General features: G+C 62.5%; 8 protein-coding genes and 1 tRNA gene. 8 read left to right on the top strand and 1 reads right to left on the bottom strand.

Going from position 1 to position 12,625, the window contains the following annotated elements; all coding sequences use genetic code 11:
* Window positions 1–574: 574 nt before the first annotated feature.
* The 3 genes from betT to BJI47_RS12850 all read left to right on the top strand — a co-directional run bounded on the left by betT (window position 575) and on the right by BJI47_RS12850 (window position 5,757).
* The gene (gene betT / locus BJI47_RS12860) at window positions 575–2,617 is read left to right on the top strand and encodes a choline BCCT transporter BetT (protein WP_088944083.1); all 2,043 of its coding nucleotides are present in this window, start codon (window positions 575–577) and stop codon (window positions 2,615–2,617) included.
* 61 nt (window positions 2,618–2,678) lie between these two features.
* The gene (locus BJI47_RS12855; protein ID WP_088944082.1) at window positions 2,679–4,151 is read left to right on the top strand and encodes an aldehyde dehydrogenase family protein; all 1,473 of its coding nucleotides are present in this window, start codon (window positions 2,679–2,681) and stop codon (window positions 4,149–4,151) included.
* A gap of 52 nt (window positions 4,152–4,203) precedes the next feature.
* Window positions 4,204–5,757: a GMC family oxidoreductase gene (locus BJI47_RS12850; protein ID WP_088944081.1), complete on the top strand. Its 1,554-nt coding sequence runs from the start codon at window positions 4,204–4,206 to the stop codon at window positions 5,755–5,757.
* A gap of 121 nt (window positions 5,758–5,878) precedes the next feature.
* Here the strand turns inward: BJI47_RS12850 and BJI47_RS12845 are convergent.
* Window positions 5,879–5,961 (bottom strand) — tRNA-Leu (locus BJI47_RS12845).
* Window positions 5,962–6,180: 219 nt separating this feature from the next.
* Here BJI47_RS12845 and BJI47_RS12840 point away from each other — a divergent pair.
* From BJI47_RS12840 to BJI47_RS12820, 5 genes are all read left to right on the top strand, one after another.
* Window positions 6,181–7,608 (top strand): FhaA domain-containing protein, encoded by a 1,428-nt coding sequence (locus BJI47_RS12840; protein ID WP_088944109.1) that lies wholly within the window; start codon window positions 6,181–6,183, stop codon window positions 7,606–7,608.
* A 149-nt stretch (window positions 7,609–7,757) separates the two neighbouring features.
* Window positions 7,758–8,222 (top strand): FHA domain-containing protein, encoded by a 465-nt coding sequence (locus BJI47_RS12835; protein ID WP_084348233.1) that lies wholly within the window; start codon window positions 7,758–7,760, stop codon window positions 8,220–8,222.
* On the top strand, window positions 8,219–9,676 hold the full coding sequence (locus BJI47_RS12830) for a PP2C family serine/threonine-protein phosphatase (protein ID WP_088944080.1): 1,458 nt from the start codon (window positions 8,219–8,221) through the stop codon (window positions 9,674–9,676). Before BJI47_RS12835 ends, BJI47_RS12830 begins: the two co-directional genes overlap by 4 nt.
* Window positions 9,676–11,133 (top strand): FtsW/RodA/SpoVE family cell cycle protein, encoded by a 1,458-nt coding sequence (locus BJI47_RS12825; protein WP_084348235.1) that lies wholly within the window; start codon window positions 9,676–9,678, stop codon window positions 11,131–11,133. Before BJI47_RS12830 ends, BJI47_RS12825 begins: the two co-directional genes overlap by 1 nt.
* Window positions 11,130–12,617, top strand: coding sequence for a penicillin-binding protein 2 (locus BJI47_RS12820; protein WP_088944079.1), 1,488 nt, complete (start codon window positions 11,130–11,132; stop codon window positions 12,615–12,617). Before BJI47_RS12825 ends, BJI47_RS12820 begins: the two co-directional genes overlap by 4 nt.
* Window positions 12,618–12,625 lie beyond the last annotated feature (8 nt).

Here is a 12,625-nt window from a genome sequence, read left to right as displayed (position 1 = left end):
ATAAATCAGTACCCAGGTAACACTGCAAATAAGGTTAACCTATTTATGCTCTCGACCTGGGGTTTCGCAAAACTCTCTGTGCGTCCATATCGGCCTTGCGCTCTGCTTTCGTTCGCGATGAACAACTCGAGCGTGGCACTACCCGGAAACGAAGTCGGGCTCACAATCCGGGTGTTACCGAAGGGCATCGGGAAACTACGTCGGTGTAATTCGTCACCTTCGGCTGTCGGGCGTGCGCCCGCCGAGCGCAGAACTGTCGACCACAGTCCGGTCGAAAGCCGGATTGCACTCGGCGACCAGTGCATTGGGCATCGACAGTCCGACCCGGCGGTGGCGGATCCGGCCTCCGCAGGGAGACGAAGGCGGTGCCGTAGTCGTCCGAAACGGTGTGCCACGGACTGGACCTTGCATCCTGTGCTACGTCGAATTCTCGCAGCTCAAAGGGCCCAGAGCCGGGGTCCAGCGAGGCTAGGGTAAGGACCACGGAAGCGTCATCTCCAGTGTTTTGCTGTGTTTGCGAACACAGTGCCCACACCACCGTCCGAGTGCGCAGGCAACAGAAGGGAACAGATTCGTGAGTTCATCGGTCGAGAGATCCAAGCCAGATGTGGCCGAAGAACCGGAACCTCGATCGCGGGTGAACTGGCGGGTCTTCGTACCCGCCGCGCTGTTCACGCTTGCGATTACGATCTGGGCACTGATCGCACCGGAGAACGCGGAGAGTGTCCTCGGCAGCGCAGTGACGTGGACGTCGGACTGGTTCGGGTGGTTCTACGTGGCATTGGTCGCGATCGTGCTCGTCTTCGTTGTTTACCTGGCCCTCTCGGGATTCGGAAAAATCAAGCTCGGGCCCGCTCACTCGCAACCCGAGTTCGGTTTGCTGTCATGGGCGTCGATGCTTTTCGCTGCCGGCATCAGCACCGATCTGATGTACTTCGCCGTCTCCGAGCCGGTGACGCAGTATCTCCAACCGCCGAGCACAGAAGCCGGTTCGGTAGATGCTGCCCGCGAGGCGACCGTATGGACGCTTTTCCACTACGGAATCAGCGGATGGGGTCTCTACGCTTTGATGGGGATTGCGTTGGCGTACTTCGCATATCGAAAGAACCAGCCGTTGGCGATCCGCTCGGCACTCGCGCCCATCTTCGGCAAACGCGTCAAAGGTGTGCTCGGCGACACCGTCGACTTCGCTGCGCTACTCGGAACGATTTTCGGCGTGGCGACCTCGCTGGGAATCGGCGTGGTGATGATCAACGTGGGATTGAACATAGTTTTCGGACTCGAGGTCAGCACCGGTGTCGAAATCGGCATTGTTGCGGTCGGTGTTGCGATTGCCACACTTTCGGCCACCTCGGGCGTGGACAAGGGCATCAAGATTCTCTCGCTTCTCAACGTGTTCTTGGCGTTCGCACTGTCGATCTGGGTACTCGTCATGGGCCAGACCCAGTTCCTGCTCGACGCCCTCGTTCTCAACGTCAGCGACTTCGTCCGGCTGTTCCCCAACATGGTCGGTCAGACCTTCGCATTCGAGGACACCGGCACATGGATGACCGACTGGACCCTGTTCTTCTGGGCCTGGTGGATCGCGTGGGCCTCGTTCGTCGGCCTGTTCCTGGCGCGGATCTCCCGAGGCCGCACCATCCGCCAGTTCGTAATCGGGACACTGACGATCCCTTTTCTGTACATCCTCATGTGGGCCTCGGTCTACGGAAACTCTGCCCTCGAGCGGGTTCGCGGCGGTGACAGCGAATTCGGAGAACAAGCGATCCTCAACCCGGAGGGCGCATTCTACGAACTCCTCAGGGACTACCCGGCATTCATCTTCATCGCCGCCCTCGCCACCTTCACCGCACTTCTCTTCTACGTCACGTCCGCGGACTCGGCCGCACTGGTGATGGCCAACCTCTCCTCGCATCTGCCGAGCCCGCAGCACGACGGCAACGCGGCGCTCCGCATCTTCTGGGCACTGGCGACCGGCGGCCTGACCGTGGCCATGCTCCTCGTCGGCGGTGTCGGAGCTTTGCAGAATGCTGCGGTGATCATGGGCTTGCCCTTTGCCTTCGTCATCATCCTCGTCATGATCGGGCTCTACCGATCGCTGAGAGTGGAGACATTCCGAATCGAAAGCGTCGAGCAGAGCCTGCCGGGTTCACTTTCGGTCCGCATCGGAGGCAACCGCGGAGTCGATTGGACCTGGCGGCATCGACTCAGTCAGGTTCTCAGATTTCCCGGTGAAGATCGCGTTCGGGAATTCGGACGCCAGGTGGTGTTGCCGAGTTTCAACGAGGTCGTCGAAGAAATGCGGGCGCAAGGGATCGATGCTCGATGCGGGCCCGTCGACGACGCCGAGGACATGTACGAACTCGAGGTCGGCGCAGACCATGCTCATCCGTTCCACTATCAGGTCTGGCGCCGCAAGGTCGCCGTCCCGTCCTTCGGGCTGACTCTGCCTCGTACCGAGGACGAGTACTTTCGGATGGAGGTCTATCTGGACGGTGGTTCCGGTCAGGGTTACGACATCATGGGATACACGAAAGACCAGGTGATAGAAGACATCCTCGACCATTACGAGGGGCATCTGGCTTTCCTCCAGATCGAGGAGAACAGCGGTTCTTGACCGTTTCCACCCGCACGAACAGCCCTGACAGCACAACCCATGCAGCAAGGAGACCAGCCTCATGCCCAAGACGTTGTTCATCGATGGTGAGTGGACCTCCGCGGTCAACGGCAAAACTCGGGAGATTCACTGCCCGGCGAACGGCGAGCTCGTCGGCACCGTCGACGAAGCAGATGGTGCCGATACCGCCGCCGCCATCGCCGCCGCCCGACGCGCATTCGACGCGGGAATGTGGAGTTCCACTCCTGCGACCGAACGTGGTGCGTTGTTGTTACGGGTCGCCGATGCGATTCAACAACGTAAGGACGAGTTCGCCCGCGCGGAGTCACTCGATACGGGCAAGCGCCTCGTGGAGAGCGAAATCGACATGGACGACATCAGTGCCAGCTTCCGCTACTTCGGCGTGCTCGCCGGGCAGCAGGCAGGGCGAGTCGTGGACCCGGGCATGCCCGACGTCGTGAGCAAGGTCGTCTACGAGCCGATCGGTGTCTGCGGAATGATCACCCCCTGGAACTACCCGCTGCTGCAGGTGGCGTGGAAGGTGGCACCCGCTCTCGCAGCGGGCAACACCTTCGTACTCAAGCCCAGCGAACTCACCCCGCACACTGCGATGCTCCTGATGGATGTGCTCGACGGGCTCGGACTACCGGCGGGCGTGGCGAACCTCGTGCTCGGCGCCGGTGCCACCGCGGGCGCGCCGCTGTCGGAACATCCCGATGTAGACATGGTCTCGTTCACCGGCGGGCTCGCGACGGGCCGCGTCGTCGGTGCCGCGGCAGTGCAGACGGTCAAGAAGGTGGCGCTCGAACTCGGCGGAAAGAACCCCAATGTCGTCTTCGCCGACGCCGACTTCGACGCGGCCGTCGACAATGCCCTCAACGCAGCCTTCGTACACAGCGGCCAGGTGTGCTCGGCAGGAGCGCGTCTCATCGTCGAGGAATCCATCCATGACCGCTTCGTTCAGGAGTTGATCCGCCGCGCCAAGCAGATTCGCTTGGGCGGGCCGTTCGACGAAGCGGCCGAGACAGGTCCCCTCATCTCCGCCGATCATCGTGACAAGGTCACCGCCTACGTCGACGCAGGCATCGCGGAAGGGGCCGTCGTCGGCTGCGGCGCCGAATGGGGCACCGGTGAACTCGAGTCGGGCTTCTACTACCTGCCGACGGTCCTCGACGGCTGCAACACCGCAATGTCGGTTGTGCAGGAAGAGGGCTTCGGTCCCGTCGTCACCGTGGAGACCTTCCGCACGGAAGAGGAGGCGATCGCCATCGGCAACGACACTCGATACGGGCTTGCCGCCGGTGTCTGGAGCCAAGACGCCGGAAAGACCGAACGCGTGGCTGCGCGGTTGCGCCACGGCACCGTGTGGATCAACGACTTCCACCCTTACCTGCCACAGGCCGAGTGGGGCGGATTCGGCATGTCGGGCAACGGCCGCGAACTGGGTCCGACCGGTCTGGCCGAATACCAGGAGATCAAGCACATCTACCAGAACCTCCGGCCCGCAGTCACCGGTTGGTTCCCTCAGCACTGAGCACACCACCGATTGTCCGGTTCGGTTCGATTCGAGGAGAGGCGCAAGAAACATGTCCGAAAAGCGATTCGATTACGTGGTCGTCGGCGGTGGCAGCGCCGGCGCGGCGGTGGCAGCACGTCTCAGTGAGGACTCGTCCGTCACCGTCGCGTTGATCGAGGCCGGCCCGAGCGACGTCGGCGTCGACGCCGTCCTCCAGCTCACCCGCTGGCCTGCACTGCTCGGATCTGGTTTCGACTGGGACTATCTGATCGAACCGCAGGAGCACGGTAACTCGTTCATGCGCCAGTCGCGGGCAAAGGTGCTGGGCGGCTGTTCCTCACACAACTCGTGCATCGCTTTCTGGCCGCCTGCCGAGGATCTCGACGAATGGGCCGACAAGTACGGCGCCGTCGGTTGGGATTCCGAGCAGATGCTCCCGCTGCTTCGAAAGCTCGAGAACAACGATCAAGCGGGCACGAACCACGGTCACGACGGGCCGGTACGCATCCGGAACATCGAAGCCGTGGACCCGGCAGGTGTGGCGATTCTCCAAGCGTGTGAGCAAGCCGGCATCCCCACCGTGCAGTTCAACAACGGCACGGTTGTCGAAGGCGCCGGGTTCTTCCAGGTGAACGCGCTGGAGGACGGTGTGCGGTCTTCGTCGTCGGTGTCGTATCTACACCCGATCATGAACACGCGCACCAATCTCGAGATCCTCACCGGACTCTGGGTCAAAAAGCTGATCATCGACGGCGACAAACGATGCACGGGCGTCCAGGTTTTGAACCCGGACCTCGTGCACACCGACACCATCCATGCCGATCGCGAGGTCATCGTCTCGGCCGGTGCGATCGACTCCCCCAAGCTGCTCATGCTCTCCGGTATCGGGCCCGCCGACCACCTGCGCGAAATAGGCGTCGAGGTGGTGGTGGACTCACCTGGAGTCGGCTCGCACATGCAGGATCATCCGGAGGGCGTCATCTCGTGGGACGCAAAGAAGCCGATGGTCGCCGAGTCGTTGCAGTGGTGGGAGATAGGAATCTTCACCCGCATCGACAAGCAACGCGACCGACCGGACCTGATGTTCCACTTCGGCAACACCCCGTTCGACATGCACACGTTGCGCCAGGGCTATCCCACCTCGGAGAACGCGTTCTGTCTGACCCCGAATGTCACGGACGCACGTTCGCGCGGCACAGTTCGTCTACGCAGCCGAGACTTCCGCGACAAGCCGCGGGTCGATCCGAAGTACTTCTCGGACCCGTACGACATGCAGGTCATGACCTATGGGATCAAGCTGGCCCGCGAGATCGTCGAGAAGCCTGCCATGGCCGAATGGGCGGGAATGGAATTGTTCCCGGGTGAGCAAGTGCGCACCGACGACGAGATCGCCGACTACATCACGCGCACCCACAACACCGTCTACCACCCCACAGGCTCGGTATCGATGGGCGCGGCCGACAATCCCGACGCACCCCTGGATCCGCAGTTGCGAGTAAAGGGGGTTCGCAACTTGCGCGTGGCCGATGCGTCCATCATGCCGAAAATCGTCGCCGTCAACCCCAACATCACCACGATGATGATCGGTGAAAAGTGCGCCGAGATGATCAAGAAGGGGGCCTGACCGGGGCAAAAAGGAAGGCCCGACCGAATGAATTCGGTCGGGCCTCTCTCTGTTCATCGCGACATCTCGGTCGTAAATAAACCACTGGCCGCAGCGAACGAATCAGCTGCGACCAGTGTTGTGGGCGGAGGGGGACTTGAACCCCCACGTCCCGAAGGACACTGGCACCTGAAGCCAGCGCGTCTGCCATTCCGCCACCCGCCCGGGTGACCGGTGAACGTTAACATGCACATCGGGCGACGAAGAAATCGAGATATCGACCGTTCAGCGCACGGGTGCTTACCGGCCCGCAACGTATATCATGCATGGACGAAGACCTCGAGCCGACACGCGCTCGCGGTCACGCGTTCGGTTCCAACACGAAGTTCGTTCCTCGAGCAGGAACAATGCAGACCTGAGCACTAGATGGGAGGAGAGGTCACCATGGGAATTGTCCAGCGTTTCGAGCGAAAGCTGCAAGGCGCGGTCGGTGACGTATTCGCCCGAGTATTCGGTGGCGGAGTGGTTCCGCAAGAAGTCGAAGCAGCGCTTCAGCAGGAAGCGTCGGATCTGGTCCGTCCACTCGACGGCGGCCACTACCTCGCACCGAACAGCTATGTGATCACCATCAACAGTTCCGACCACGACGGACTCGCCGCAGATCACGATCTGACCGTGAAGGCTTTTTCGCGCCACCTCGGTGACTACATTCGTGATCAGGGCTGGCAGACGTACGGGGATGTCGTGGTTCGATTCGAACCGTCGCCCACCTTGCACACCGGTCAGTTCCGGGCCAGTGGTTCGGTCGATCCCGATGTGGGACGATCGTCGACTGCAACCGGAAACGCCTCGGCGGCCGGCCAACGCCCCCCGCGACCGTCAGCCCCACCTAAGTCGACATCAGGAGCCGGCCCCATGACGCAGAACCCAGGCTACGACCCGCAACGCGAACCCGCCGACGGCTCTCGCCCCGATCCGCGCGCCCGCAACGGGTATCCGGCTCCCGGCCAAGATCCGCGTTATGCGCCGGCACGCGACCAGAACGGATACGACGCGCGCAGCAACGGCGCTCCGTATGCGAACGGCGCTTACGGTGCCGATTCCGAGGCTCCCCCGCAGCAGGGTCAGCCCCGAGCCGATCAGTACAACCAGGGCTACGAACAGCAGGCTTACAGCGATCAAGGGTACGACCAGCAGTCGTATTCGGATCAGGGTTACGAGCAGGGTGGTTACTCGCAGGGGTACTCGGCTCAGCCGCCGCCCGAGCAGGCCTACTCCGATCAGCAGGGTTACCTGGACCAGCAGGGTTACGTGGACCAGCAGGGTTACGTGGACCAGCAGGCGTATGGCCAGCAGGCGTACGCCGAGCCCGCTTACGGAGAGCAGCAGGCCTACGGCGAGCCCCAGCAGGCTTACGGGGACCAGCGCTACGCCGAGCCCGCACAGCAGCCTGTGGCCTACCAACAGCCCGCGTCGTATCAGCAGCCCGCATACGACTATCAGTCCCAGCAGGGCGGGTACCAGCAGGGCGGATATCAACAGCCCGACTACGGTTACGCCGAGCCCGCGTACAACGACGCTCAGAGCCTGGCCGCGACATTGCAGCTCGAAGACGGCAGTGGCCGCTACTTCCAGCTCCGCGAAGGCCAGAACATCATCGGGCGTGGCCAAGATGCCCAGTTCCGGCTCCCGGACACCGGCGTCTCCAGGCGACACGTCGAAATTCGGTGGGATGGACGCGTCGCGATGTTGTCCGATCTAGGTTCGACCAACGGCACCACCGTCAACGGCGCATCGGTTCAGGATTGGCAGTTGGCAGACGGCGACGTCATCCGCGCCGGACACTCCGAAATATTGGTCCGCATCGTTTAGCGCACCCCGCCAGTATGGTGATCGACACACACAGCTTCTCTCTAGGATGCTGTGTGTGAAAACGTCTGCACGTGGTGCGTGCATGGGGGAAGGAACCGGCGTGTTCTCCACGCTGGTCGACACAGATGTGGCAAAGGAGGTGGACGGCTGTGCAGGGATTGATTCTGCAGCTGACCCGAGCGGGTTTTCTACTCTTGCTCTGGTTCTTCGTCTGGGCCGTCCTGCGAACCCTACGTAGCGACATATATGCCGCGTCCGGCATGCGTATGCCTGCACGCTATTCCCGAGGCTCGAAGGTTCTTCCCTCGTTCAACAAACAGAAGGTTGCCAAGAATCTAGTGGTAACACAGGGCGGTCTCGCCGGAACCCGCATCTCGCTCGGCACGCAACCGGTTCTCATCGGCCGCGCCGACGACTCGACACTCGTGCTGACCGACGACTACGCGTCGACCAGACATGCACGGATCTCGCCACGCGGTGGTGACTGGTACGTCGAAGATCTCGGTTCGACCAATGGCACCTACCTCGACCGGGCCAAGGTGACCACTGCCGTCCGCGTCCCACTCGGCACTCCGGTGCGTGTGGGCAAAACTGTGATCGAGTTGCGCCCGTGACTCTTGTACTGCGTTATGCGGCCCGCAGTGACCGCGGACTCGTGCGGTCGAACAACGAAGACTCCGTCTATGCAGGAGCGCGCCTCCTTGCGCTGGCCGACGGGATGGGCGGACACGCCGCGGGCGAGGTCGCTTCGCAGTTGATGATTGCTGCCCTCGCCCACCTCGACGACGACGAGCCCGGTGACGACCTCCTCGGCAAGCTGGAAGCCGCGACCCGGGAGGGCAATGCCTCCATCGCCGATCAGGTCGAAGACGAACCCGAACTCGACGGGATGGGCACGACGCTCACTGCAATTCTCTTCGCAGGCAAGAAGATCGGCCTCGTTCACATCGGCGATTCGCGGGCGTACATGCTTCGCGACACCAAGCTCTCGCAGATCACTCGCGACGACACCTTCGTTCAGTCTCTCGTAGACGAAGGCCGGATCACACCCGAGCAGGCGCACACACACCCACAGCGCTCTCTCATCATGCGGGCATTGACCGGCAACGAGATCGAACCGACGCTGACCGTTCGTGAGGTTCGTGCGGGTGATCGCTACCTGCTCTGCTCGGACGGACTGTCCGACGTGGTGAGCGACGAAACCATCGAGAACACCATGAACGAGGGCGACTGCGCCGAGAGCGCCGACCGCCTCATCGAACTTGCTCTGCGAAGCGGTGGACCGGACAACGTCACTGTCGTCGTCGCGGACGTCATCGACCTCGACTACGGCCAGAGTCACCCGATCGTCGGGGGTGCGGCCAGTACCGAGGAAGAAGAGTACTCACCACCGCTCAACACCGCCGCCGGTCGTGCTGCGGCAATGCGACCGCCGAGGTCGACTCCGAAGCGAATCGCTGCTCCCGCACCGGAACCCGAGAAGAAGCCGCACAAGCTTCGCTGGTCACTGATCGCGTTGACACTCATCGCATTGCTGGTCGGCGGTGCCTTCGTTGCCAATGCGGCGATTCGAAGCAACTACTACGTCGGCGAGGAGAACAACCGCGTCGCCGTCATGCGCGGAGTGCCGGGTTCGATACTGGGTTACTCGCTTCAGACGGTCCACGCCATCGGCTGCCTCGACGCAGACGGCGCGCTCACCCTGCGCGGCCCGGATTCTGCCTCGAGCTCGTGTGACGTCTTCGAGGTCGACGATCTGGTGCCCGCCGCTCGGGAACAGGTGCGAGCCGGACTTCCGTCGGGCAAGCTCGACGATGCGAACGGACAGATGAAGCAGCTCGCCTCCGGTGATCTGTTGCCGCTGTGCGAACCCGAACCCGAGCCTGCGACCCCGGCCCTCACGACACCGGCCCTCACGACACCGGTGCCACCCGTGCCACCGCCACCCGGTGCCCCGGCCTTGCCACCGGCGGCCGATGCCCCGCCACCGGTCCTCCCCGAACCAACGCCCACCCCAGCACCGTCCGCACCGCAAGTAGCAGGTCAGAACTGTAGGGCCGGTATTTGATGAGCTCCAATTCGTCTGCGGGGGCATCCTTTCCGAGTCCGCCGGAAGGATTTGCTCCGGCACCCGTTCAGTCGAACCGACGCAACGTCGAGTTGTTGTTGCTCGGGATAGCGGTAGTGATCACCACGATGTCCTTGGTGTTGGTAGAGGCAAGCCAGGAACAAACCATCACCCTCGATCTCGTCAAGTACTCGCTGGCGTATCTGGCGTTGGTCACGGTGGCGCATCTCGCGGTCCGCAGGTTCGCCCCACACGCGGACCCGCTGCTGCTGCCGATCGTGGCGCTGTTGAACGGTCTCGGTCTCGTGCTGATCCATCGCCTCGATCTCGCCGACCAGCAATCGGCCGCCTACCTGGGTCAGGAAATCCCGTCGCCGGACGCCAATCAGCAGGTTCTGTGGACGACCCTTGCGATCGCCGGCTTCATTGCCGTGCTGGTTCTGTTGCGGGACTACCGCACGCTGGCGCGCTACAGCTACACCGTCGGTCTGGCAGGTCTGGTGCTGCTCGCCATTCCCGCACTGCTTCCGTCGGCGTTCTCCGAGGTCAACGGATCGAAGATCTGGATTCGGTTGCCCGGCTTCAGCCTTCAGCCCGGTGAGTTCGCAAAGATCCTCTTGCTGATCTTCTTCGCCTCGCTCCTCGTCGCCAAGCGTGAACTGTTCACCACTGCGGGCAAACATGTGCTCGGAATGGATTTTCCTCGTGCGCGCGACCTCGGTCCGATTCTGCTGGTGTGGATCGTCTCGGTCGCTGTTCTCGTGTTCGAGAAGGACCTCGGTACTTCGCTGCTGATTTTCGGCACCGTACTGGTGATGATCTACATCGCCACCGAACGCGTCGGCTGGCTCATCATCGGATTCGCGCTGCTGTTGATCGGCTTCCTGTTCGCCTATCAAGTCTTCGGACACGTCAAGATCCGCACCGACACCTGGCTGCATCCGTTCGAGGACTACAACGACACCGGCTACCAGATCGTCCAGTCGATGTTCAGCTTCGCAACAGGTGGCCTCGCGGGAACCGGTCTGGGCAGTGGTCGTCCGTCGCAGGTCCCGTTCGCGAAGACCGACTTCATCATTGCCACGGTCGGCGAGGAGCTCGGACTCATCGGACTCACTGCAGTCCTGGTCCTCTACTTGGTCTTCATCATCCGAGGCCTGCGCACCGCGCTCGCGGTTCGGGACAGCTTCGGCAAACTTCTCGCTGCCGGTCTCGCGTTCACCATCGCCATTCAGTTGTTCGTCGTGGTGGGTGGAGTAACCAAGCTGATTCCTCTCACCGGACTCACCACCCCGTACATGTCGTACGGCGGATCCTCGTTACTCGCCAACTATCTACTGCTGGCTTTGTTGATCAAGATCTCCGACGCGGCGCGTGAGCCTGCCGTTCCGAACAAGAAGCCTGTGGTGGCGACACCGATCGCGGAAGCGCCGACCGAAATGGTGAAACGCCCGTGAACACTCCCCTTCGACGGGTCTCCATCGCCGTCATGGTCATGGTCGTGGCCCTTCTCGCCAATGCCACCTACCTGCAGGTGATCAAGGCGGACGATCTGCGGACCGACCCGCGTAACTCGCGCGTTCTACTCGACGAGTACTCCCGCCAGCGCGGACAGATTTCGGCGGGGGGTCAGGTCCTTGCCGCATCGCTCGCCACCGACGACCGATACAAATACCTGCGCACCTACCCGTCGAATCCGGCTGCGACGTCGAGCCCGTTGGCGAATGCGCCGGTCACCGGGTTCTACTCGATGCTCTACTCGAGCAGTGGCCTCGAGCGCACCGAAGATCAGGTGCTCAACGGTTCGGACGATCGTCTGTTCGGTCGTCGCCTCTTCGATCTGATTTCCGGACGCGACCCGCGCGGGGGCAACGTGGTGACCACCATCGACCCCGTCGTTCAGCAGGTGGCATACGACCAGCTCACGTCCAAGGGTTACACCGGATCCGTCGTCGCGATCGAGCCCTCCACGGGCAACGTCCTGGCGATGGCGAGTGCACCGAGCTACGACCCCAATTCGTTGGCGAGCCACGACGGACAACAGACCACCGAGGCGTGGGATGCACTGAACGCCGATCCTGACAAGCCGTTGCTGAATCGTGCGGTATCGGCGACCTACCCGCCGGGATCGACCTTCAAGGTCCTCGACACGGCGGCGGCCCTCGAGAACGGCGCCACACCTGACGATCAGCTGACGGCGGCGTCGAACATCACCCTTCCCGGCACCCAGACCACCCTCGAGAACTACAACGGCAGCACGTGCGGTGGCGGGGCGACGGCGTCGCTACGTGAGGCGTTCGCTCGATCCTGTAACACCGCCTTCGTCGAGCTCGGCATCAAGACCGGTGCCGATGCGCTTCGAGATACCGCGAGTGCATTCGGCATCGGGGAAGATACGACGTCGTTGCAGCTCCCCGTCGCCGACAGCACGATCGGATCCATCCCCGATGATGCTGCGTTGGGCCAGACGAGTATCGGTCAGCGAGATGTTGCGCTGACGCCGCTACAGAATGCCGTGATCGCAGCAACAGTGGCGAACAACGGAGTTCGGATGGCGCCGCACTTGATCAGTCAGCTGCAGGCACCGGATCTGTCGGACCTGTCGACCACCAAGCCACAATCGGAAGGCCAGGCCATCAGCACGGAGGTCGCTTCGACTCTGACCGATTTGATGATCGGTGCCGAGAACAACGCCGGATCACAGGGCAAGATTCCCGGCGTGCAGATCGCGTCGAAGACCGGCACTGCCGAACACGGGACCGATCCTCGAAACACACCTCCGCACGCGTGGTACATCGCTTTCGCGCCGGCCGAGGCACCGAAGATTGCGATCGCCGTACTCGTCGAGGACGGTGGCGACCGTGCACTTGCAGCCACCGGTGGTTCGGTTGCCGCACCGATCGGGCGCGCGGTCATCGCTGCCGGATTGCAAGGGAGGTGACCTGAGAA

This window comes from Rhodococcus sp. 1168 (assembly GCF_002091955.1).
In the GTDB taxonomy this organism is placed as follows: Bacteria; Actinomycetota; Actinomycetes; order Mycobacteriales; family Mycobacteriaceae; genus Rhodococcoides.
The sequence above is the reverse complement of the archived record's forward strand: the minus strand, read 5'-3'. Positions and strand labels throughout refer to the sequence as shown.